The 23,730-nt window shown below is 29.2% G+C and carries 20 protein-coding genes; 19 read left to right on the top strand and 1 reads right to left on the bottom strand.

Features of this window, described 5'->3' with window-relative positions; genetic code table 11:
* Nucleotides 1-234 precede the first annotated feature (234 nt).
* The 19 genes from J8L88_RS00990 (at nucleotide 235) to purD (ending at nucleotide 23,290) form a co-directional block, all read left to right on the top strand.
* A complete protein-coding gene (locus tag J8L88_RS00990) occupies nucleotides 235-1,350 on the top strand; it encodes a glycosyltransferase family 4 protein (protein WP_211059711.1) in 1,116 nt (371 codons plus the stop codon).
* Nucleotides 1,351-1,432: 82 nt separating this feature from the next.
* Nucleotides 1,433-2,779, top strand: coding sequence for an exopolysaccharide biosynthesis polyprenyl glycosylphosphotransferase (locus tag J8L88_RS00985; protein WP_211059710.1), 1,347 nt, complete (start codon nucleotides 1,433-1,435; stop codon nucleotides 2,777-2,779).
* 266 nt (nucleotides 2,780-3,045) lie between these two features.
* Nucleotides 3,046-3,918, top strand: a complete 873-nt coding sequence (locus tag J8L88_RS00980) for an N-acetylneuraminate synthase family protein (protein WP_371813594.1) — start codon at nucleotides 3,046-3,048, stop codon at nucleotides 3,916-3,918.
* A complete protein-coding gene (locus J8L88_RS00975; protein WP_211059708.1) occupies nucleotides 3,915-5,075 on the top strand; it encodes an acylneuraminate cytidylyltransferase in 1,161 nt (386 codons plus the stop codon). The genes J8L88_RS00980 and J8L88_RS00975 overlap by 4 nt, the downstream gene beginning before the upstream one ends.
* Nucleotides 5,076-5,085: 10 nt before the next feature.
* On the top strand, nucleotides 5,086-6,108 hold the full coding sequence (locus tag J8L88_RS00970) for a hypothetical protein (protein WP_211059707.1): 1,023 nt from the start codon (nucleotides 5,086-5,088) through the stop codon (nucleotides 6,106-6,108).
* 16 nt (nucleotides 6,109-6,124) lie between these two features.
* Complete coding sequence (locus J8L88_RS00965; protein ID WP_211059706.1) at nucleotides 6,125-7,564, top strand: lipopolysaccharide biosynthesis protein; 1,440 nt, start codon at nucleotides 6,125-6,127, stop codon at nucleotides 7,562-7,564.
* Nucleotides 7,561-8,739, top strand: coding sequence for a glycosyltransferase family 4 protein (locus J8L88_RS00960; protein ID WP_211059705.1), 1,179 nt, complete (start codon nucleotides 7,561-7,563; stop codon nucleotides 8,737-8,739). The genes J8L88_RS00965 and J8L88_RS00960 overlap by 4 nt, the downstream gene beginning before the upstream one ends.
* Before the next feature lie 52 nt (nucleotides 8,740-8,791).
* Nucleotides 8,792-9,592 carry an FkbM family methyltransferase gene (locus J8L88_RS00955; protein ID WP_211059704.1) on the top strand — a complete coding sequence of 267 codons (801 nt, stop codon included), beginning with the start codon at nucleotides 8,792-8,794 and terminating at the stop codon, nucleotides 9,590-9,592.
* A 68-nt stretch (nucleotides 9,593-9,660) separates the two neighbouring features.
* On the top strand, nucleotides 9,661-10,863 hold the full coding sequence (locus J8L88_RS00950) for a hypothetical protein (protein WP_211059703.1): 1,203 nt from the start codon (nucleotides 9,661-9,663) through the stop codon (nucleotides 10,861-10,863).
* Nucleotides 10,844-12,220: an O-antigen ligase gene (locus J8L88_RS00945; protein ID WP_211059702.1), complete on the top strand. Its 1,377-nt coding sequence runs from the start codon at nucleotides 10,844-10,846 to the stop codon at nucleotides 12,218-12,220. The genes J8L88_RS00950 and J8L88_RS00945 overlap by 20 nt, the downstream gene beginning before the upstream one ends.
* A 60-nt stretch (nucleotides 12,221-12,280) precedes the next feature.
* Nucleotides 12,281-13,015, top strand: coding sequence for a class I SAM-dependent methyltransferase (locus J8L88_RS00940; protein ID WP_211059701.1), 735 nt, complete (start codon nucleotides 12,281-12,283; stop codon nucleotides 13,013-13,015).
* A 99-nt stretch (nucleotides 13,016-13,114) separates the two neighbouring features.
* Nucleotides 13,115-14,155, top strand: coding sequence for a glycosyltransferase family 1 protein (locus tag J8L88_RS00935; protein ID WP_211059700.1), 1,041 nt, complete (start codon nucleotides 13,115-13,117; stop codon nucleotides 14,153-14,155).
* A 150-nt stretch (nucleotides 14,156-14,305) separates the two neighbouring features.
* Nucleotides 14,306-15,499 carry a glycosyltransferase family 4 protein gene (locus tag J8L88_RS00930; RefSeq protein ID WP_211059699.1) on the top strand — a complete coding sequence of 398 codons (1,194 nt, stop codon included), beginning with the start codon at nucleotides 14,306-14,308 and terminating at the stop codon, nucleotides 15,497-15,499.
* On the top strand, nucleotides 15,492-16,835 hold the full coding sequence (locus J8L88_RS00925) for an undecaprenyl-phosphate glucose phosphotransferase (RefSeq protein ID WP_211059698.1): 1,344 nt from the start codon (nucleotides 15,492-15,494) through the stop codon (nucleotides 16,833-16,835). Before J8L88_RS00930 ends, J8L88_RS00925 begins: the two co-directional genes overlap by 8 nt.
* 22 nt (nucleotides 16,836-16,857) lie before the next feature.
* Nucleotides 16,858-18,177: a UDP-glucose/GDP-mannose dehydrogenase family protein gene (locus J8L88_RS00920; RefSeq protein ID WP_211059697.1), complete on the top strand. Its 1,320-nt coding sequence runs from the start codon at nucleotides 16,858-16,860 to the stop codon at nucleotides 18,175-18,177.
* Complete coding sequence (locus J8L88_RS00915; protein ID WP_211059696.1) at nucleotides 18,174-19,154, top strand: UDP-glucuronic acid decarboxylase family protein; 981 nt, start codon at nucleotides 18,174-18,176, stop codon at nucleotides 19,152-19,154. Before J8L88_RS00920 ends, J8L88_RS00915 begins: the two co-directional genes overlap by 4 nt.
* A gap of 6 nt (nucleotides 19,155-19,160) precedes the next feature.
* A complete protein-coding gene (locus J8L88_RS00910; protein WP_211059695.1) occupies nucleotides 19,161-20,513 on the top strand; it encodes an exopolysaccharide biosynthesis polyprenyl glycosylphosphotransferase in 1,353 nt (450 codons plus the stop codon).
* A gap of 137 nt (nucleotides 20,514-20,650) precedes the next feature.
* Nucleotides 20,651-21,916 (top strand): O-antigen ligase, encoded by a 1,266-nt coding sequence (locus J8L88_RS00905; RefSeq protein WP_035086053.1) that lies wholly within the window; start codon nucleotides 20,651-20,653, stop codon nucleotides 21,914-21,916.
* A gap of 102 nt (nucleotides 21,917-22,018) precedes the next feature.
* A complete protein-coding gene (gene purD, locus J8L88_RS00900) occupies nucleotides 22,019-23,290 on the top strand; it encodes a phosphoribosylamine--glycine ligase (RefSeq protein ID WP_211059694.1) in 1,272 nt (423 codons plus the stop codon).
* 112 nt (nucleotides 23,291-23,402) lie between these two features.
* Here the strand turns inward: purD and J8L88_RS00895 are convergent, their stop codons facing one another.
* Nucleotides 23,403-23,636 (bottom strand): hypothetical protein, encoded by a 234-nt coding sequence (locus tag J8L88_RS00895; RefSeq protein WP_027394435.1) that lies wholly within the window; start codon nucleotides 23,634-23,636, stop codon nucleotides 23,403-23,405.
* Nucleotides 23,637-23,730: the final 94 nt, after the last annotated feature.

The raw sequence follows: 23,730 nt of genomic DNA, 5'->3' as shown, positions 1-23,730 counted from the left end.
TGTGAGTGTTTTTTAGTGCATACTTTTTATTTATTAATGCTAGTTAATATTTCTAACTTAACCAGTTCTGCGTTATGATTTTGATTGTAAGATGAAGTTTTTTAAAATAATCTAGGGATATCTTTTATTGATAAATGTATATTTGTCGATAGTAAGCTTAATAGTAGACAGAATAAAACATCTGTTTTTTATGTACTTATTATAGGTGTGTATTTTTTAATATTAAAATAAAAGATGAAAAAAGCTTTAGTTCATGATTGGTATTATGTAAATGGTGGTGCGGAAAAAGTTATTCATTCAATAAATAATATTTGGGACGATTTTGATCATTTTGCATTAATTGATTTTTTAACTAAAGAGGACAGAGAGTTTATTTTGAAAAATAAAGACGTGACTACTAGTTTTGTTCAAAATCTACCCACAGCAAAAAGAAATCATCGAAAATTCTTGCAATTTTTTCCATATGCGATAGAACAGTTTGATTTGAAAGATTATGATGTAATAATTAGCTCTTCGGCATCTATTGCTAAAGGGGTTTTGACAAATCAGAGTCAATTACATATTTGTTATTGTCATTCACCTATGCGCTATGCTTGGGATTTTTATCATCAATATTTGGAAGAAGCGAATTTAAAAAAGGGATTTAAAGGCATATATGCTAAATATGTTCTTCATAAAATAAGAGTTTGGGATATAATTAATAGCAATAGAGTGGATCACTTTATTGCTAATTCTAAATATATAGCTAATAGAATTAAAAAGGTTTATAACAGAGATTCAACTGTAATATATCCTCCAGTAGACATAAATAAATTTTCTTTAAAAAAAGATAAAGATGACTTTTATTTTACTGCGTCAAGAATGGTTTCTTATAAAAAGATTGATCTTATTGTTAGATCATTTAATGAAATGCCAAATAAGAAACTTATAGTTGCTGGTGATGGACCTGATTTTGTTAAAATTAAAAAGATCGCAAAATCAAATATAGAATTGAAAGGATTTGTAAGTGAAGAAGAGCTTACCAATTTAATGCAAAATGCTAAGGCTTTTGTTTTTGCTGCGGAAGAGGATTTTGGAATAATACCAGTTGAAGCCCAAGCTTGTGGTACGCCTGTAATAGGTTTGAATAGGGGAGGCCTAAAAGAAACGGTTGTAGAAATGAGAACAGGTGTATTTTTTGATAATCAAGAGGTTAAAGATATTGTTCAAGCAGTGGAAAAGTTTGAACAGAATGATTTTGATTCAAATTTAATCAGAAGCCATGCTTCAAAATTTTCTAAAGAAAGGTTTGAAAAAGAAATGAAAGAATTTGTTGAAGAAAAATATGTCAATTTTAAAAGGTTACACTAAGTAAATAATGAATAGTAAAGATTTGATGTTATGATTTTATTAATGAGATTTGTTTTCTAAACGAAAAAAATAAATAATAGTGATGAAATCAAAAAGAAGAGGCTATTCTATCTTTATAAAACCAATATTTTTATTGGTAGATTTGTTGATTCTTAATATTCTTCTTTTTTTATTAGGTGTTCAGTCAAATCCTTATTTTTTATTTCCTGTTTATATTTGTGTTATTTGGATCATTTTATCAATCGCAACTGGATTTTATGATACAAAAAGGTTTTCAAAAGTAATTCAAACACTATCATCTTTATTAAGACAGTTTATAATTTTTGCCCTAATCCTTTACGCATTTGTTGGGTTTTTTAAACAACCTGAGATTAGTAGACTTGATTTAGCAAAGTATTTTTTTGTGTCATTTATTTCAGTTTCATTTGCTAAATACTTATTATTATATCTGTTGAATAAATATCGGAAGATATTAGGAGGTAATTTTAGAAATGTAGTAGTTATTGGTAACAATAAAAAAACAAACCAGTTAATTGAAACTTTTAAGGAAAGAAGTGATTTTGGATATAAATTTCACAAAAACTTTTGTGTTAGAAAAGATAGTTTTGATTTGCAAAATTGTTTTAGATATATTTTAGATAAAGAAATAGATGAAATTTATTGTTCAGTAGCAGAAGTTACAAATAAACAACTTAGAGAAATTGTAAATTTTACCGATAACAACTTAAAAGTGTTAAAGTTTATTCCTGATAATAAAGATATTTTTACCAAAAAGTTAGTTTTTAATTATTATGGGTATGTTCCAGTCTTATCTTTTAGAGAGATACCATTGGATGATCCAATTAATAAATTTGTTAAAAGATGTTTTGATATTATCTTAGCATTAGCCGTAATGGTTTTTATACTTTCTTGGCTAACACCATTACTATTCTTTTTAATGCAACTAGAATCTAAGGGTCCAGTGTTCTTTATGCAAAGAAGAAACGGTATAGATTATAGAGAGTTTTATTGCTATAAATATAGGTCAATGACACCTAATACTACAGGAAATCAAACAATTAAAGGAGATGCTAGAGTAACAAAAATTGGAAAGTTCATAAGAAAGACTAGCATAGATGAATTACCGCAATTTATAAATGTGCTAAAAGGTGATATGTCAGTTGTTGGGCCAAGACCACATATGGTAAAACATAATGAGGATTTTGCGCGTAAGGTGGATAAATTCATGGTTCGTCATTTTGTAAAACCCGGAATATCTGGCTTAGCTCAGGTAAGTGGTTTTAGAGGAGAGATTGAAACAGATAAGGATATTGTAAACCGTGTTAAATATGATATTTTCTATATAGAAAATTGGTCTCTTCTTTTAGATATTAAAATCATATTTTTAACAATATTGAATGCTTTAAAAGGTGAAGAAAAAGCATATTAATTACATATTTACTTTTCTTACAAAGTAAATATGATATGCTATTTTCAATATGTTTTTCACATAGTGATGGAAATAAACCAACCTATTAGCTTAATTCATAACCACAAACTATATTAGTAAATATTCATTTAAGGGAGATCTATAGGATATTTTAAGTATTTTTATCCTCTTTATTTAGTAGCAGTTTCTATATTGTTTTTAATTATAGAATATAGAGAATAACAATAATTATTAATCTATTACGTAATAGATTAAATATAATGAATATGGAGTATAAAAAACCGAAAGTAATTGCGGAGATAGGTTGCAATCATAAAGGAGATATGGATATAGCTAAAGAGCTATTACGCCTTTCAAAAGAATGTAATGCTGATGTCGTTAAGTTCCAAAAGAGGAATAATAGAGAGTTACTTACCGAACAACAATATAATGCTCCACACCCCAATCCAAGTAATTCTTATGGAGATACCTATGGAGCACATAGAGAATTTCTTGAGTTTTCGGTTGAACAACATAAAGAACTTAAGAATTATTGCGATCAAATAGGGATAGAATATTCTACCTCAGTTTGGGATGTTACTTCCGCACGAGAAATGATAACGTTTAATCCATCTATGCTAAAAGTTCCATCCGCTTGTAATAATCATTTTGATATGCTACGTGTATTAAGAGATGAATATACTGGAGAGGTACATTTATCATTTGGTATGACAAACCAAGATGAAGAAAAACAAATTATATCCTTTTTTGAAGAAACAGATCAAGCAAAACACAGATTAGTTATTTACTCGTGTACATCAGGATATCCGGTGCCATTTGAAGATGTTTGTTTATTGGAAATTTCTCGATTAAAGAATGAGTATGGTAACAGAGTAAAAGATGTTGGGTTTTCTGGACATCATTTAGGGATTGCAATTGATAATGCCGCTTACACGTTAGGAGCAACTTGGGTGGAAAGGCATTTTACTAAAGATCGAACTTGGAAAGGTACTGATCACGCGGCCTCTTTAGAGCCAACAGGATTAAGAAAGTTATGTAGAGATTTATTCGCAACTTTTAAGGCATTGAATTATAAAAAAACAGAAATTCTAGAAATAGAACAGGTACAAAGAGACAAACTCAAGTATCGCAAACAATGAAAACCATTGCATTCATACCCGTCCGAGGAGGCAGTAAATCCATTCCTTTAAAGAATATTAAGGAGTTTTGTGGTAAGCCATTGGTATATTGGACTATTAAAGCCGCTGTAGAAACTAAATCTATTGATGAGATTATTATCGCCACAGATCACGAACAAATAGAAACTGAAGTAAATTCTTTTGGTTTTAATAAAGTATCTGTATATAGAAGGAATAGCAGTAATGCTCAGGATAGTTCGTCAACAGAGAGTGTAATTTTAGAGTATTTAGAAGTAAGAGAATTAGATAAAAAAGATGCATTTGTTTTGATTCAAGCGACATCACCTTTGTTATCAGCAAAAGATTTAACTGCTGGAATTAAGATGTTTGATAAACAAGAGTATGATAGTGTGCTTTCTTGTGTGTTATCAAAACGTTTTTTTTGGAAAGGGAATGGTGATCCTATAAATTATGATCCTTATAGTCGACCTAGAAGGCAAGATTTTGAAGGAATATATATGGAAAATGGGGCTTTTTATATAAATACTGTTGGAAAGATTAAAGAATCAAGTAATAGACTTTCGGGTAATATAGGAATATGTTTAATGCCTGAATATACGGATGTAGAACTTGATGAAGAAGATGATTGGCAGAGGGCAGAAATTTTAATGAAAAAGTATATACTTCCTGAACAAACAAAGAAAAAAATTACATTATTTATTTCTGATATAGATGGAGTATTGACAGATGCTGGAATGTATTATAGTGAGAATGGAGACGAGTTAAAGAAGTTTAATACTCATGATGGAATGGCTTTTCAATTGATCCGTGAAAGCGGAGTAAAAACAGCTATTATAACATCAGAAAATACTGAATTGGTAAAAAGAAGAGCAGATAAATTGAAAGTTGATTATTTATATCAAGGAAAACGAGATGGAGGAAAACTATCCGCTGCTTTAGAAATATGTGAAAAAGAAGGTGTTACGATTGAAGATGTAGCTTATATCGGTGACGATATTAATTGTTTTGAATTATTGAGTGCAGTCGGGCTAGCAGCTTGTCCATCTAATGCTTTAAGGAAGATTAGGAATATTCCAGGAATTATAAAACTATCTAGAAAAGGAGGAGAAGGTGTTGTTAGAGAGTTTTATGAAGAAGTTTTAGCAAAAATTCTTTAGATAAACTTTTATGAAGGCAAAACTTATAATAGCTTCTCCTTTACAGTTGATTAATGCTATTGAAGCAAAAGAACATTTAGAGATTAAAAGTACAGATATTACTTTTTTTAGTGATGGAAATACCACTAATGAAAGACAGGTAAAATTGTTACTAGAAGAGCTAAAAATTAAGACAGCCCTATCAATTATTAAAATACCAAAAAATCTAAATTTCTTAGAAAGAATGTTATTTTTAAAAAATTTAGAAAAACATAAGTTATATAATAACTATGAGTATATTATTATAGGTCATTTCAGATCTATATACCAAGCTGCTTTTGCAAACTTATATAACACAAAATATATTTGTGTTGATGATGGAACAAGAACGTTAGATGATATCTCTTTTTTAAACAGGTTTGGTTATAGCACAAAAGCTTTTAAACTAAAAACATTGCTGTATGCTTTTTTTTCAGTGAAACCATATCTATTATCTAAGAAATATACTTTTTTCTCATATTATGCTAAGAAAGTTGAAGTGAAAAATCATATCCACGTATTAGAGAATACTTTTTCTTACATGAGAAGTCTCAAAAGTAAAAAGAGTTCTAAAGTTGAAAAGAAAATTGCTTTTGTTGGACAAAGTCTAGTAGATTCTAAATTGCTAACGTTAGATTTTTATCTTAGTTTGTTGAATAATATTGATGACTACTATAAAAAACGATACCCGGAAGGAATTACAGTAGAATATTATGCACACAGAAATGAATCTGATGAAGTTTTAGAGTTAGTTGCAAAAATGCCTAATTGGGTGATCATAAAAAATAAATTACCATTAGAGTTACATTTTTTGTTCTCTTCTCAGTTTCCTGAGGAAGTTGGGCTATTTTTCTCATCAGTTGCTGAGACATTATCAATTATTCTGGGGGATGAATTAAAACTCAGATCTTTTTTTATTCCTACGGATAAATTATTATATAGAAAATCGGAAATCAATAATCTTTTTGAAACGAATCGAAATTCTGAAAATATTCAATTAATTAATAATTATTGATGAAATACTTAATGAGTTGAGTCAAAAAAAACTTCTTAAAAATTCTGGAATTTATAGCATTTTAATGCTACTTCAAAAAGGGATTAATTTTATTCTAATCCCTGTGCTGACAATTTATTTGTCCACATATGATTATGGAGTTGTAGCTATTGTGATTGCAATCAATGCATTTCTGAATGTATTTTATTTATTATCATTACCCGGTACGTTAAATAGGTTTTATTACGAATTTAAAGATGATCAAGAAAAGATAAAAAAACTGTTCGGAACTATAATTACTTTTGTTTTGTTCAATAGTTTTGTTGTCACCGGAATTATCTTTTTGGGAAGAAAATGGTTGTTATTACCATTTTTAGAAAATGTTGATTTTTTCCCTTTTATGGCTCTTGGTCTTGTATCTGTAATTTTTAATCCCTGTTATGCAATATATCAAAGTTCATTACAAGCTAGACAAGAAGGCGTTCGTTTTGGAAAAAATAATGCAATATTTTTTTTAGTAAATATTATACTTCTATTAACAAGTGTAATTTTGTTAGATATGGGAGCTAAAGGAGTTTTGGGTTCTTTAGCAATAACCAATGTTATTTTCTTTATCTATACTTTATCAAGGTTTAGGAAATATATAACCTTTGGAATTGATGTTGATATACTTAAGAAGTCTTTAAAATATGCTTTTCCATTAATCCCCCATACCTTATCAGGAGTTACGACAATGCTTATTGATAGAATAATCATTAATAAGTTGTTGAATACATCTTTAGTGGGGATTTATAGTATTGGAAATAACTTTGGTAGCATTGTTTTTTTAATTGCTTCAGGAATAAATCAAGCTTTTGTCCCTTGGTTCAATCAAAAAATAAAGGATAATGACCAAAAATCAATTCCGGAAATTGCAAAGTTGCTTATTGTTTTTTATAGTGTAATCGCTTTGGGATTATCTTTTTTTAGTAAGGAAGTAATTATGTTAATTACACCAAAAGCATATCATGCTTCTTGGATAGTAATACCTTGTATTTCTTTTGCATTTGTATACCATGGTGTGTATTACTTTTTCGCAAGCGCTTTGTTTTATGATATTCAAGGTCGAGGAAATCGTATTATTCCTGTATTTACAATACTAGCGGCAGCAATAAATATTGTTTTAAATATTACATTAATCCCTCGACTTGGGATTTTTGGAGCAGCGGTAGCCACATTGATCAGTAAGTTTTTATTATCAGTATCTCTTAGTTTTTTTTACAATAAATTTGTTCAAATAAAATACCCTGTACTATATATGGTTTTAATGCCTTTAGGGTTTTACATAGTTTCACTTTTAAGCTATATGCCATATTTTGATGTGTATCATTTTTTAAGTTTAAAAATCATCATCTTTGTTGTTGTTTTGTTTTTGTGTTTTTTACATTTTAAGAAAAGAATAAAAACGTTATTTAAACAAAAGAGAATATTCCATTGAAAGTTTTAATTGTTAATACATTATATGAACCTTATAAAGTAGGTGGTGCAGAAATCTCTGTTCAATCTATTACGGAAGGTATGGTGAAGAATGGAATAGAGGTAGCAGTGTTGACTTTAGGGGAAAAAACTGAAAAAACTATTATAAATAATGTACTGGTTTATCGATTAAAAATAGAAAACTTATTTTGGCCCTTTAACGAAATAAACTATTCAAAAATTAAAAAATTAAAATGGCATTTTTCGGATATTCATAATAAAAAGTATGACAAGAATATTGATAAAATTATTGATGAATTTTGTCCTAATGTAATTCACACGAATAATCTTACTGGTTTTTCTGTGGCAATTTGGGATATTGCCAAAAGGAGACAAATCAAAATAATACATACACTTAGAGATTATTATTTACAATGTCCTAAAACCAATAAGTTTAAGAACGATAATTGTGAAAAACAGTGCACAGAATGTATGTTTTTTTCCATTATGAAGAAGGCGAAATCTCAGCTAGTTGATAGTGTTGTGGGAATTAGTAATTTTATATTAGAAGATCACATAGATAAAGGATATTTTAAATATGCGCTTAAGAAAGTAATTTATAATGGATTTGATACTAAAAAAGAGATATTATCAAATTCGGATTTTGAGAAACATACTTTTGTGAAATTTGGTTTTATTGGACAAATAAATAAAGCAAAAGGAATTGAAGTATTAATAAGAAGTTTGGAGGAACTTAAGGATTACGATAACTGGAAACTGTTCATTGCAGGTAATGTAGATCCATCGTATAAGGACTATCTATTATCGTTTTTACCTGATGAAAAAGTTGAATTTATGGGGTATATGAAACAAGATACTTTTTTTGACATCATAAACGTTTTAATTGTACCATCTTTATGGGAAGAACCATTCGGAAGAGTTGTATTAGAAGGACTTTTAAGTAATGTTCCTGTGCTAGGTAGCAAAAAGGGTGGTATAAAGGAAATATTAACGGGTAATTCAAAGTTTACATTTAATCCTTTTAAAGAGGATTTAAAAAGTTTACTACAATCAATATTAGAAAACCCAGAGGAGTTAAATACTTTTAATATTGATATAAACGATTTCCACAAGTTATATTCTTTAGAGTGTATGATTGATGAATATGTAAAAACATATAAGGAATTAAAAAAATGATTTCATCTTTCTTTACAAAAGAATGGTTTTTGAAATTAATAGAATGAAATTAATGGAAAAAAATAAAAAGAACATAAAAAACTTATTGCCCGAAAGTGTTTTTTTTGGATTAAGAAAAATAAAACTCTTTCCTCAAAACACTAAACTTGTTTTAGCGGGGGTTTATTTTACGTATTTTATTAAAAAGTACAATAATAATGGAGTTTCTATTACAATACCATTCTCACTTACTGATTTTAAGTTTAGAGGGCGATTTGTTTTTAACAATTATGAAACTGAAGAGGCAGAATATCTTTCTAAATATTTACCCCCGGAGGCAACAGTTATTGAGTTAGGTGGATGTTTAGGATTTGTATCTTGCCTAACTAATAAAATACTTCTAGATAGGACTAAACATATAGTTTTGGAAGCAAATCCAAATTTGATACCGTTAATTCAAAAAAATAAAGAAGATAATAACTGTTTTTTTTCTATTGAAAATTTAGTGGTAACAAAAGAAAAAGAAACTCAGTTTTATATTCATGATTTAATTGTCGGAGGAAGTTTAAAAAGAAAAACAGGAAAACAAGTCAATATTGAAGGTACTACTTTTGATTCATTAAGGAGAAAGTATGATGTTAATTTTGACACTTTGATAATGGATATTGAAGGTGGAGAATTAGAGCTTTTTAGAAATCATAAAGAAGAAATCAAAAAATTTAAAATGATCTTTTTCGAAATTCATCCATTTGCTGGTATATTAACCAAGGAAGAAGCTCAAGAATGTGAAGAAATTCTTTTGGGACTTGGGTTTAGAATAGTAAAGAGAGATGGACATTTTCAGGTTTGGGAAAAGTTTTCCCCAAATTATTAAGTAGAATTTAAAAACGTAAATTTACCAAGACTTAAAGGTATTAGATAAGTTTAATAATATGATGATTAATGAAAATTAGTTTTAATCTAGAAGGTGTCACTTTTTACCTAGTACTTCTATTTGGTATTTTTAATTCAGTTTTTCGTTATTATCTATTTAACACTCCGTTCTTCCCTATTGTTTATATTTCTCAATTACTAATGATTATTGTTGTTAGTATCCATTTTATTTCTTTTTTAAATCAAATTAAGGTAAAGAGGAATTTTTTAATTTTGGCAATTATGATTGTTTTGGCGCTTTGTATAGGTGTCATTTATACAAAAACCGTTCTTCAAGTATTTATGGGGGTTTATATTTTAATACCTCTTCTTTATGGTTTTGTAATGTATCCTTTTTTTGAAAGAATATTGAGTTATCGACATTTTTATAAAATCATTTTAATTATTGGGATTTTAGGAGTTCTTTTTAATTTAATTTTGATTTTTCCTTGGGAGGGTTTTAAGTATGAGGTCTATGGAAAAACTATCGAAGGGAATCGTTTTTGGACTGCTTCTGGTGTTAGAAGGCTTTCTGGATTAGGAAGATCTTCATTCGAAACAGCGGGATATATGCTTTTTTTAGGGATTATGTATATATTAAAAAATTTTAAAATTAATCTTGTATGGATATTAGCAGGGGTAGCTATTTATTTTACAGATACTAAAGGGATTTTAATAGCATATGTTCTTATTTCACTGCTGGTACTTCTTTGGAATCATATTTCTGATTCTTCAAAAAAAATTGGACTGCTTACGATATTATTTATTAACCTTGCGTTACCTATACTTTCTTGGTCATTTTCTATTGAGGATATAACAAGTGTTAAATTTTTAAGGTCTTTTGAAATGAGGTTGGAAGGAACTTGGCCTGAGGCTTATAGATTAATTTCTGAATCTGGAAATTTATTTACAGGAAGAGGAATAGGAGGAATAGGAGTACCTCAAAATATTTTTGAACCAGAACTATCGCATCCAGGCGATAATTTGTTTGTATATCTTATAGCTATTTTTGGTATAGGAGCATTCATTATATACGGTTTTTTAGTAAGAGGCGTTTACAATAAAGAAGTAACAAAAACAGAAGTATACAAATTATTCTATATACTCTCAATATATGTATTTGGGTATGGTGTAACTACAAATGTTATTGAATTACCGGTAATGAGCATATGTCTCGGGTTGGTTTTTAGATATTGGGTAGATGATAAAAAATATGAAATTAAACAACTATAAATACCTCTTCGGATTAGAGTCAGGATTTAGTGTAAATAGTTTATTTTTAATATGTTCATGCTTATTATCTATGTTTCCTATATTATCTTTTGGAATTAGATCTATACTTATTGCGGTTTGGGGTTTTTTAGGAATTTTATGTTTAATAAAGAATTATTCTTTCCCAAGAATAATAGATAAAACGGACAAATTTATAATTGCTTTTTTATCCATTTCTTTTGTTTTTCTGATTTTTAGCTTGTTGTATACGGAAAATATTCCCGATGGAGTAAAAAGATTACTACGTATGTTTCCAATAGTTTTAATCCCTACAATATTTTATTTAAACAAGCAGGTTTTTACAAAACAAAGAATAGATTGGATTACTAATTTGTTTTGTTTGTCAGTACTAGTTTTTGTTATATATCAGGTTTTATGCTTAGGATTTAATTTTGATATCTTAACAAATGACCTTAGTATAGCAGAAATTAAAAGAAACAATTTACATCATTTAAGTAATATAAGTCAGGATCAGATTCAACAGGTAAAAATAAGAAGATTGAGAAATTTTATTACAAAACTTGTTGATTCACATCCTATTTATCAAGGTTTATGGATGTCGTTTGTAATCTATTTTAATTATCATCAACTGAAGTTTAGGTCGCATTCGGTTTTGCAAAAAATTGTTAAGATCTTTATAATTTGTTTGATGCTCTTTTGGATGGTTTTAATTTCTTCCAGAATGCCTCTGATAGCAACTTTTATTGCCGGAATTATGACAATGATACTATTTAAGTACTATAATCTTAAAAAAGTAACTTTGTTAGGTGGTATTTTTTTAGGGTGCTTTTGCATTTTATTGGTAACATTAAAACCAATACAAACAAGGTTTATAGAAATTTTAGATAATATTTTTATTCTCCCGACAACAGGGAATGATATATATAATTACAACTCTACAAATGTAAGAGTTGGGATCTATTATTGTTCAGGAATCGTTGCGAAGGATAACTGGTTATTTGGATTAGGAATCGGAGATGTTCAAGAAAATCTATCAAATTGTTATGATCAAAAAATAGGAGCTGAAATTTATCAATGGAAGGATTATAATTCACATAATCAATATTTTTTCTTTCTTTTAAGTGCTGGTATTGTTGGACTAATTACTTTTTTGATGTTTTTAATTTTTTTGATAAAAAAAACATTCCTTATCGAAAAAAGTGTTCTTTTTTATTTTGTACTAATTAGTTCTATTGTATTTATAACAGAAAACCTGCTTAGTCGTTCGGATGGAGTACTATTTTTTAGCCTTTTCGTGTCTTTAATTTTATTATCTACTAATGACATTAATAAATGTCATGAAACACTTGATGGTTAGGGTTTTAGAATTAATTATATGTTACAACTGATATTGTTAATAAAAATAATTTAGTAAAAAATGAATCTAGAAGAAAAGGAAAGAATTGAAATAGAATTTTGGAAAAATTCTCCCACAGAGAATCCAACTAATTTTTCCACTAAGAACCTTTTGAATAAATTATCTGAGGCTAAGGTGTTTTATGGAGTATTTAAAAAACATGAAGATCTATTTCAAAATTCTGAAACTATATTGGAATTAGGAGGTGGACAAGGCTGGGCATCCTGTTTAATTAAAAAAGAGTATTCTAAAAAGGTTTATTTATCTGATATAAGTAATTATGCTATAGAAAGTTTAAAAAACTGGGAGAAGGTTTTTGGAGTTAAAATTGATCATTCTTTTGCTTGTAAATCTTATGAGATACCTTTAGAAGACAATTCGGTAGATTTAGTTTTTGCCTTTGCAGCAGCTCATCATTTTGTAAAACACAAAAAAACTTTGAAAGAAGTAAAAAGAGTTCTTAAAAAGGGAGGGAGATGCATATATATGTATGAACCTAGTTGTAGAAAATTCTTGTATCCATTGGCATACAAAAGAGTTAATAAAAAGCGTCCTCATGTACCGGAAGATGTATTAATAACTAAAGAAATAATGTCAATCGCAACTGATTTAGGGTTGAAATCCTATTATGAATTTCATTTTTCTACAATATCGAGGGGTCCAGTAGCTACTATGTATTATTATTTTTTGGGGAAAATGCCTTTTTTGGCAAATATAATACCCTGTACTTGTAATTATGTTTTTCAAAAACAATAATTAGGCAAATTCAAGAATTTTTATTATTAATAAAACAGTTATCAGTAAAAATAATTAATAGTTAAAATTTATTTTTTATTATTTGAAGTAAATATGTTAATGTCACGAAGAAATACCCCTTTTATTGTAAACTGTAGATTTTTAACACAACCCGTTTCTGGTGTTCAACGATTTGCAATAGAAATATGCAGAGAGTTGAAAAAATTGGATGATCAATTTATTTTTGTAGCACCAAAAAACATCTTGCATAGTGATATATTTAGGGAACTAAAAGCAATTGTTATTGGAAGATTTCAAGGACACCTGTGGGAACAGGTGGATTTAAAAAGATATGTCGATAAACATAATGGATTACTAGTCTCTTTAGGCAATACGGGACCTCTTTTTGTAAAAAAACAAGTCGTAACAATTCATGATTTGGGATTTAGACATCATCCAGAATGGTTTTCATTTGGATTTAGAAAAGTATATAATTTTCTAATTCCAAAGATTGTAAAAAAAGCACTACACGTATTCACTGTAAGTGAGACTTCAAAAAAAGAACTTGAAGATATATTGGGTGCTGAAAAAACGAAAATTTCAGTTATTTATAATGCAGCGACTCCTTTTTTTGAAGATCTAAACTGTATAAATAAGCATGAAGATGAGAAGTACATTCTTACAGTGTCATCACATGTACCTAGAAAAAATTTCAAAAGATTAATAAATTCATTTTCAAAAATTTCAAATAAAAAAATTAAACTAATTATAGTCGGGAACTATAGTAGTATTTATGCAAAAGAAGACTTAACTGAAAATAATAGAGTAATTTTTGAGCAGAATATTGGAGATCAAGAATTAGCGACGTATTACAAGAATGCTACATTGTTTGTATATCCTAGCCTTTATGAAGGCTTTGGAATCCCTATTATAGAAGCAGCTAGTTATGGTACTAGTATATGTGTATCTGATATTCCAGTTTTTCAAGAAATTTGTGGGCAACAGGCAATATATTTTGATCCTTTAGATGAGATAGATATGACTAATAAAATTCAAGAGAGTTTAAAGAATCCAATAGTCCCAAATAGTTCTTTTTTTCAAAAAAAATATTCTTGGGAGAAGAGCGCATTAAAAATGTTTTCTATCCTGAAAGAAATATAGTTGGGTTAAATACTTCATTTCCTATAAAATTTCAGTTAATACTGATAAATTAATTTAACTTTGTTTTTTAAGATTGGTAAGGAAATTAGATGTTGTTACTAATTGGTTTTCCCAAACTCAGTTTGTTATTTAATTTACAAAGGGATAATAATGAAAAAAGCCTTAATACATGATTGGTATACGCAATATCGAGGAGGAGAACGCTGTGTTGCAAGTATCACTGATATATGGAAGGACTTTGATTATTATACCTTGGTAAATACCTTGTCTGAGGATGAAAAGCAGTTTGTTTTTAAAGGTGTTGAACCCACAACTTCATTTATCCAAAGACTTCCTTTTGGAAAGAAAAAATACCGCTCATATTTACCATTATTTCCATTAGCAATAGAACAGTTCGATCTTAGTGACTACGAATTGATTATTTCTTCATCCTCTTGTGTTGCAAAAGGTGTAATTACTAACCATAATCAGTTACACATTTGTTATATGCATTCTCCGGTGAGATATGCTTGGGATTTGTATCATCAATATTTAAAAGAAAGTGGACTTAATAGAGGTCTAAAGGGTTTCGCGGCTAAGTATTTTCTTCACAGACTCAGAATATGGGATGTGGCCACTGTTAATAGGCCTGATTTTTACATAGCAAACTCCAAATATGTAGCAAATAGGATAAGAAAAATTTATAATAAAGAAGCTAAAGTAATCTACCCTCCAGTAGAAACAACGAAATTTGAAATTTCATCAGAAACTTCAAATTATTATGTTACTTGTTCTTCTTTAGTTCCATATAAAAAGATAGATCTCATAGCGAAAGCTTTTTCTAATACGGATAAAAGATTAATTATTATCGGAGATGGACCAGATTATAAGAAAATAAAAAAAATAAGTAAACCTAACATTGAGATGAAGGGTTATTTAAGCACAAAGGATAAAAAGGATGTTCTTAAAAAAGCCAGAGCCTTTGTTTTTGCTGCAGAGGAAGATTTTGGAATAGCTCCTATTGAAGCTCAGGCTTGTGGAGTACCTGTTATCGCTTTTGCTAAAGGAGGAGTTTTAGAAACAATTAAGGGTTGTTTTATAACAGATAATGTAATAGAAGGGAATACAGGAGTTTTTTTTAAAGAACAGACTATTGACTCATTACTTGGAGCAATTGAATTTTTTGAAAGACACGAGCGGTCTTTTGATAAGCAAACAATTCGCAAGCAGGCAGAGCTTTTCAGTAAAGAGCGATTCGAAAAAGAGTTTAAAAAAACAATAGAAAAGCTATATGACCGTTGGAGAAATAGGATGGATGACAATAGTTTAATTCGAGAGAGTCACGAAAAAAGTGTTTATGAATAAAGGTGGATACTCAAAATACATAAGGCCACTTTTATATGGTATTGACCTATTAATGGTTTCTTTTTTCGCATATTTTCTTTTAACCAAAAGCTTTTTGGATATAGCATTTATAATGCTTTTTTGGATTGTATTATCATTTTTGATTTCTGTTTATGCGATATATCGATTTACAAAAATCACAAAAATTATATCTTTATTTTTCCGGCAAACGGTATTATTAGCGCTGCTGGTTTTTACATACTACTATATCACTGGAATATTTATACCGAAGGCAAATATTATTAATTTCTTTTTAGCACTCCTAATTGTTATTACTACCTGGAGAGTTTTTTTATTTGTTTTTTTTCAAAAATACAGGATAATTACAGGTAGTAATAATGTATATGTAGTTATCGTAGGGTTGAATCAATCTACAAAAAAATTAGCTTCATTTTTCGATAATTCTCCGGAGTACGGTTACAAGTTTAGAGGTTTTTTTGATAATAGAGATAGTTCTAACATTAGTGGGACTATAGAAGAGAGTTATAGTTTTATTTTAGAAAATAATATTGACGAAGTATATTGTTCAACTAAAGAACTTAGTAATGAGCAAATAAAAGAACTTACCGAGTTTTGTGAACGAAATTTAAAAGTGGTAAAATTTGTTGCAGACGATAAAGAATTATTTTCGAAAAATTTAGAGCTAGATTATTATAATCTTACTCCAATTCTTTCTCTATCCAAAATACCATTAGATGATCCAATAAAGGATTTAATAAAAAGAACTTTTGATATTGTATTTTCTATTTCGGTAATAGTCTTATTATTATCTTGGCTTATTCCTATAATTGCTCTATTAATTAAAATAGAAAGCCGAGGTCCTGTTTTTTTTAAACAGCATCGATATGGGGCAGATTTTAATCTTTTTTTGTGTTATAAGTTTAGATCTATGACACCAAACAAAGAATCCGATAAAATGCAAGCGTCCAAAAATGATGCTAGGGTAACTAGAATGGGTAAATTTATTAGAAAAACTAGTCTAGATGAGTTACCTCAGTTTTTTAATGTATTATATGGAGAAATGTCTGTAGTTGGTCCTAGGCCCCTTTTAATGAGCCATACAGATGATTATAAGGATAAAATAAATAAATTTATGATACGTCATAATGTTAAACCAGGAATAACAGGTTTAGCTCAAATAAGTGGATATAGAGGTAACATCGCAAGTGATTTAGATATGTTGAACCGAGTGAGATACGATATATTTTATGTAGAAAATTGGTCACTTATTTTAGATATTAATATAATTTTACAAACGGTTATTAATATCTTTAAAGGAGAAGATAAAGCGTACTAGTTTTAAATAAGAAAAAGAATAAATGAAGATATCGGTAATAGGAACGGGTTATGTTGGTTTAGTTACGGGAACTTGTTTAGCTGAGACGGGTAATGAGGTTATTTGTGTTGATATAGATGAACAAAAGGTTCAAAAAATGCGAGATGGTGAAGTTCCTATCTACGAACCTCATTTAGATGTGTTGTTTGAGAGAAATATCCAAGCCAATAGGTTACAGTTTACAACTTCTCTAAAAGAAGGAATAGATCACGGAGAAATTATCTTTTTAGCCTTACCTACTCCAGAAGATGAGGATGGTTCTGCTGACTTATCATATGTTTTAGGGGTTTCAAATGAAATAGGTAAAATTATTTCAGAATATAAGGTCATTGTAGATAAGAGTACTGTTCCCGTTGGCACTGCAGAAAAAGTTCACAAAGCTATATCAGTAAACGCAAAATGTGATTTTGATGTGGTATCTAACCCAGAATTTTTAAGGGAAGGGTTTGCCGTTGATGATTTTTTGAAGCCGGAACGAATTGTTGTTGGCTCTTCATCTAATAGGGCAACGGAGCTTATGCAAAAGCTATATAAGCCTTATGTTAGATCTGGTAATCCGATATTGATTATGGATGAAAAGTCAGCTGAATTAACTAAATATGCGGCAAATTCATTTTTAGCGACTAAGATTACGTTTATGAATGAAATAGCTAATTATTGCGAGAAGGTAGGTGCTGATGTCGATATGATTCGTAGAGGTATGGGAACAGATTCTAGAATAGGAAAGCGTTTTTTATTTCCAGGGATTGGTTACGGTGGTTCTTGTTTTCCTAAGGATGTTAAGGCATTACATAAATCCGGAAAGGATGATAATTACGATTTTAAAATATTAGAATCTGTAATCGAAGTAAATCAAAAGCAAAAAGTAGCGTTAATTCCAAAAATCACGAATTATTTTAACGATGATCTTAAGGGCAAAACTTTTGCTATTTGGGGACTGGCATTTAAACCTGAGACGGATGATATCCGAGAAGCACCTGCGTTAGATGTAATAGACGTTTTATTGAGCAAAGGAGCTAATGTTAGAGCTTTTGATCCTGAAGCTATGGATAATGTAGCTAGGAAATATGAAAACAAAATTACATTTTCAAAATCAATGTATGAAGTTTTGGATGGTGCAAATGCTTTAGTGATATGTACGGAGTGGAGTATTTTTAGGACTCCGGATTTTGATAGAATAAAGAATAATCTTATAAATCCAATTATCTTTGATGGTAGAAACTTATATGATCTTACAGATTTGGAGGAAGAAGAAATTACATACTTTTCTATTGGAAGAAAAGATATTAAAATTATAAAATGAAGAAAGTTCTAATTACTGGAGCAGCTGGTTTTCTAGGGTCACATCTTTGTGATCGTTTTATTAAAGAAGGGTATCACGTTATTGGAATGGATAATTTGATAACAGGTGATTTAAAAAATATAGAGCATCTCTTTAAATTAAAAAACTTTGAGTTTTATAATCACGATGTTTCAAAGTTTGTTCATATTCCTGGTAACTTAGATTATATATTACATTTCGCTTCTCCAGCAAGCCCAATAGATTATCTTAAAATTCCTATTCAAACCTTGAAGGTTGGATCTCTTGGAACACATAATCTACTCGGTTTAGCTAAAGAGAAAAATGCAAGAATTTTAATAGCATCAACTAGTGAGGTATATGGTGATCCATTAGTTCACCCTCAGACAGAAGATTATTATGGCAATGTGAATACTATTGGACCACGTGGAGTGTATGATGAGGCAAAGAGATTTCAGGAATCTATAACTATGGCATACCATACGTATCATAAAGTAGAAACAAGAATCGTACGTATTTTTAATACATACGGACCTAGAATGCGATTAAATGATGGAAGAGTGGTTCCAGCCTTTATTGGACAAGCTTTGCGAGGAGAAGACCTTACCGTTTTTGGTGATGGTTCTCAAACACGTTCTTTTTGTTATGTCGACGATTTAATAGAAGGAATTTATCGATTACTGTTTAGTGATTATGTATATCCCGTTAATATTGGAAACCCAAATGAAATTACAATTAGTGATTTTGCTGAAGAGATTATTGGACTTACCGGTACTGATCAAAAAGTAATTTATAAACCATTACCAGTTAATGATCCTTTACAAAGACAACCTGACATAAATAGAGCAAAAGAAATTTTGGACTGGGAACCAAAGGTTGATAGATCTGAAGGAATGAAGCAAACCTTAGAGTATTTTAAGAGTCTATCTAAGGAGGAGTTATATAGAAGTGAACATAAAGATTTTTCATCTTATTCTTAATATCTAATGCATCATAAAAGAGGAGGATATTCATATTTAATTAGACCAATACTTATTGTAATTGATCTAATTATTTTATTAGTTTCTTCTTTTTATTTTTTAAATGAAATTGTTACTAATCAACTTTATGTGTTTTTATCAATTGTTTGGTTGATTTCCTCTTACTTACTAAATTTTTATGAAGTATACCGATTTACCAAGATAATTACAGTTATTTCACTTTTAATCCGACAAGGATTATTGGTTCTCATATTGTTATATGCTTACTTCGGATTATTAAAAATAAATTACTTTTCCGTAAAAGATACCTTTGATTTCATTGCAATAACTATTTCTTCAGTAGGTGTTGTTAAGGTGATTACATATTATGCTCTTAGAAGATATCGTTCTTATTTGGGCGGAAATAATAGAAGAGTAATTATCATTGGGAATAATAAAAGTGCTCAACAATTAAAGATGTTTTTTGAGAAAAGAAAAGATCTAGGTTATCAGGTCTTAGAGGTATTTTCAGATCAACTTAATAATAAAATTGAGGATAGTTTTAAGTTTTTAAAAAATGAGGATGTAGATGAAATATATTGTTCAATAGATGAAATTTCTGATGAAGTGGTAAATGAATATGTAAAATATGCAGATCAGAATTACAGTGTTCTCAAGTTTATACCCAATTCGCAACGTATTTTTTCTAAACGTCTTAAAACCGATTATTATGAATACTTACCTGTTCTATCAATTCCAGAAGTATCATTAAACAGCGCAACAAATAGAGCTATTAAAAGAGGTTTCGATATTGTTTTTTCTTTATTGGTTATCATTTTGGTGCTTTCATGGTTAATTCCTTTGTTATATATTTTAATAAAACTAGAATCTAAAGGCCCATTAATTTATAGCCATAGACGTAATGGAATTAATTACAAAGAATTTGTTTGTTATAAATTTAGATCAATGAGAGATGAAAATTTTTCTGACCTTGTTCAAGTTAAAAAAGAGGATCATCGAGTTACCAGAATAGGTCGTTTTATAAGAAGAACCAGTATAGACGAGTTACCACAATTTTTTAATGTGCTTTTTGGTGATATGTCCGTTGTTGGACCAAGACCTCATATGATTTCTTATACCAAGGATTATGGTAAAAGAATAGATAAATATAATTTTGTGTTCCGCCATTCAGTAAAACCAGGAATTACAGGAATGGCACAAGTAAAAGGATATAGAGGAGAAGTTGAAAATGATGAGGATATTGTTAATAGAATCAAGTACGATATTTTTTATATAGAAAATTGGTCATTATTGTTAGATTCAAAAATTATAATTGATACAATATTAAATCTCATCAAAGGACAAGAGAAAGCATATTAGTGAATTTGTAATTAAATTAAGAGAAGGTAAAAACTAATGAGGTCTTATTTTCTAATAGCTTCTTATACAAAACAATTTATCCAATAAACTGTGCTAAAAAAGTGAGATTAGATAAAAAAATATATACCCTAACTGAAATGTTTTACAAACATGACGATAGTTTGGTACTTACTATTTTTTGGAATAGTTTATATATAGCATTTCTTCTATTACCATTAGGAATTAATCTCCCTACCCCATTTTTTATTGTTTCTATAGGCCTTGGAATAGTGAATATTTTTCAATCAAGGAAGAAGTTTGTTTTAGAGAATAAAGCCCTATTATTATTCCCTTTGTATTTTATTATAATGCTATTTAGTTTAATATATACAGATAATATTTTTGGTGGATTAAACTTACTACAACGATCTTTATCGTTGCTTTTGTTTCCTGTAATTTTTCTTTTTGTAAAAGAGGATGCGTCTTCTGTAAGAAAGTTATTTGATTTTTTGCTTTTAGGATTGATTATCTCATTTTTCATAAATTTTTCAATTGCAATTTCCCATTCAATGTCAATAATAAAAGGAGGGTTTTCTTTAGAAATTTCAATGGCAGATCTCAATACTTTTTTAGATGCAATTATAAATGGATGGAACTATTTTATTGGTGATGAGTTCTCTAAGCTAATTAACCCTAGTTATCTCTCATTATATATATTATTAGTATTAAGTTATTATTTAAAAAACAGTTTAGATACAAAATTGAGAACTGCGATCGTTCTTGTATTATTTCTATATCTGTTTTTGTTGGCTTCTATAGCAGCATATATGATCCTTACGGTAATGTCTTTACTTTTGATTTTTAATATTTCTGATAAAAGTAGAAAGCATACAATGATTATTATGTTCCTTTTAGGAATTTTAGTGTTTGTCAATAATCCTCGTGTGTTTGATTTTTATGCAAAAGTTAAAGACTTTGGAATGACAATGGAATATGCGAATTCTACTTCAGAAAAAGCAAGACTGTTATCTTGGAAGTCTAGTGCTGAACTAATTAAAGAAGCACCACTATTGGGATATGGAATTGGGGATGCAAATGATGTGTTAATTAAAAAATATAAAGAATTAGGGTACATCTATAATTTTGAAAATAAGTATAATGCTCATAATCAGTTTCTTCAAACATTACTTCAGACAGGAGTAGTGGGATTAGGAGTGTTAATATTCATTTTTGTTGTTTTGGCAATACGTATGAAAAGAAGTCGAAATGAATTTTCAGTATTTTTAATATTATTTGTTTCACTTGTATTCGAATCCATGTTGGTACGATTTAATGGGATTGTATTTTTCTCTATTATAATGCCATTATTACTTAAGAAGAGAAGCATTTTAAGCAGCAGAATCATACGTAATACTCCGGTATAATAGTTTAAAAATGTAAAATAGACCACGAAATTATTAGCAAGAAAACAGCTAATGAACTATTTTTGATCGCATAAAATTTAGCTATCATATAATCGTTTGAAAATGAATATTTTAATATTAGGATCTGGAGGAAGAGAACACACATTTACTTATAAAATTGCTCAGAGCAGTTTATGTAAAAAATTATTTGTTGCCCCAGGAAATGCAGGTACAGCTGCCATTGCAACGAATGTGGCAATATCAGTTACAGATTTTGAGGCGATCAAAGCTCTTGTTTTAAAAGAAGAAATAGAAATGGTTGTGGTAGGACCAGAAGATCCTTTGGTACAAGGAATAACGGATTTCTTTTCACAAGATGATGAACTAAACAAAGTTGCTGTTATTGGACCATCAAAAGAAGGAGCTAGGTTAGAAGGTAGTAAAGAGTATGCTAAGGAATTTTTGTTTAGACATAATATACCAACTGCAGCATATCAAAGTTTTACAGCAGAGACAGTTAAAGAAGGGAAAGAGTTTTTAGAAACATTAAATCCGCCATATGTTTTAAAAGCGGATGGTCTTGCTGCTGGTAAAGGAGTTCTTATTCTTCAAGATATAGACGAAGCTAAAAGAGAACTTGAAAATATGCTTACGAACAAAAAGTTCGGTGCTGCAAGTGAAAAAGTAGTGATTGAAGAATTCTTAGATGGAATCGAATTAAGTGTTTTCGTACTAACGGATGGTAAAAACTATGTTACGTTACCAACGGCAAAAGATTACAAACGCATTGGAGAAGGAGATACAGGACTTAATACGGGAGGAATGGGAGCAATTTCTCCGGTTCCTTTTGCGGATGATGTTTTTATGAATAAAATAGAAACTCAAGTCATCAAACCAACAGTAGAAGGTTTAGTAAAGGAAGAAATCGATTATAAGGGCTTTGTTTTTATTGGATTAATAAAGGTAGGTGATGATCCTAAAGTAATAGAGTATAATGTAAGAATGGGAGATCCAGAAACAGAAGCGGTGCTACCTAGAGTAAAAACGGATTTAGTATCCTTATTTAATCATGTATCAAATCAAACTTTGGATCAAATAGATATCGACATAGATCCTAGAAGTGCCGCAACCGTAATGACGGTATCAGGAGGATATCCAGAATCATATGAAAAAGGAAAGGAAATCACAGGTATTAATAGGATAGATGATTCTATTGTCTTTCATGCCGGAACTAAAATAGAAGCTGATAAAGTGGTTACTAATGGTGGACGAGTTATTGCTGTAACTTCATTCCATGATGATTTTAGAGAAGCACTTAAGTTATCATATAAAAACATCGAAGAATTGCATTTTGATAAAATGTATTATAGAAAGGATTTAGGATTTGATTTATAGAGTTTTCTATTTAAATCAAATCGTATAAAAAAAGTCAAGTGTTTAAGAACACTTGACTTTTTTATGTAAAAGAGGATAAATTTCCTCAATATTTTATTCTAATAAATAGATATTATGGTTTTAAAAATGAGTGAGCTTTTGGATCTCTATCTTCTTCGTCATTGTCGTTAAACTTCTTTAATTCCTTCATCCAATATAAAAAAGCTACAAAACCAATTAGCATAAACATCCAATTTATGATATTCGCAGCACTCCAGCTCTCTAATTCTAAAGCTCTTAGAGCATCCATTGGAGCTAAAAGCAGATCTACAAATAGGGATTGTATCGCTTCAAAAAAATCTTTCATGATATGATCTTCGTTTTCATTATAAAAAGCTAACTAAAAACTTTTTATAAATTAGTTATATTATAATTAAAAACAATAATATATTGTTTAGCGC

The sequence above is a fragment of the Aquimarina sp. MMG015 genome (assembly GCF_018100855.1).
Lineage (GTDB): Bacteria > Bacteroidota > Bacteroidia > Flavobacteriales > Flavobacteriaceae > Aquimarina > Aquimarina latercula.
Note: the sequence above shows the minus strand (reverse complement) of the source record. Positions and strands in the feature narration are given on the sequence as shown.

Coding starts and splice junctions, on each gene's coding strand:
- J8L88_RS00990 (WP_211059711.1), top strand. CDS start 235: ATGAAAAAAGCTTTAGTTCATGATTGGTATTATGTAAATGGTGGTGCG.
- J8L88_RS00985 (WP_211059710.1), top strand. CDS start 1,433: ATGAAATCAAAAAGAAGAGGCTATTCTATCTTTATAAAACCAATATTT.
- J8L88_RS00980 (WP_371813594.1), top strand. CDS start 3,046: ATGGAGTATAAAAAACCGAAAGTAATTGCGGAGATAGGTTGCAATCAT.
- J8L88_RS00975 (WP_211059708.1), top strand. CDS start 3,915: ATGAAAACCATTGCATTCATACCCGTCCGAGGAGGCAGTAAATCCATT.
- J8L88_RS00970 (WP_211059707.1), top strand. CDS start 5,086: ATGAAGGCAAAACTTATAATAGCTTCTCCTTTACAGTTGATTAATGCT.
- J8L88_RS00955 (WP_211059704.1), top strand. CDS start 8,792: ATGGAAAAAAATAAAAAGAACATAAAAAACTTATTGCCCGAAAGTGTT.
- J8L88_RS00950 (WP_211059703.1), top strand. CDS start 9,661: ATGAAAATTAGTTTTAATCTAGAAGGTGTCACTTTTTACCTAGTACTT.
- J8L88_RS00945 (WP_211059702.1), top strand. CDS start 10,844: ATGAAATTAAACAACTATAAATACCTCTTCGGATTAGAGTCAGGATTT.
- J8L88_RS00940 (WP_211059701.1), top strand. CDS start 12,281: ATGAATCTAGAAGAAAAGGAAAGAATTGAAATAGAATTTTGGAAAAAT.
- J8L88_RS00935 (WP_211059700.1), top strand. CDS start 13,115: ATGTCACGAAGAAATACCCCTTTTATTGTAAACTGTAGATTTTTAACA.
- J8L88_RS00930 (WP_211059699.1), top strand. CDS start 14,306: ATGAAAAAAGCCTTAATACATGATTGGTATACGCAATATCGAGGAGGA.
- J8L88_RS00925 (WP_211059698.1), top strand. CDS start 15,492: ATGAATAAAGGTGGATACTCAAAATACATAAGGCCACTTTTATATGGT.
- J8L88_RS00920 (WP_211059697.1), top strand. CDS start 16,858: ATGAAGATATCGGTAATAGGAACGGGTTATGTTGGTTTAGTTACGGGA.
- J8L88_RS00915 (WP_211059696.1), top strand. CDS start 18,174: ATGAAGAAAGTTCTAATTACTGGAGCAGCTGGTTTTCTAGGGTCACAT.
- J8L88_RS00910 (WP_211059695.1), top strand. CDS start 19,161: ATGCATCATAAAAGAGGAGGATATTCATATTTAATTAGACCAATACTT.
- J8L88_RS00905 (WP_035086053.1), top strand. CDS start 20,651: ATGTTTTACAAACATGACGATAGTTTGGTACTTACTATTTTTTGGAAT.
- purD (WP_211059694.1), top strand. CDS start 22,019: ATGAATATTTTAATATTAGGATCTGGAGGAAGAGAACACACATTTACT.
- J8L88_RS00895 (WP_027394435.1), bottom strand. CDS start 23,636: ATGAAAGATTTTTTTGAAGCGATACAATCCCTATTTGTAGATCTGCTT.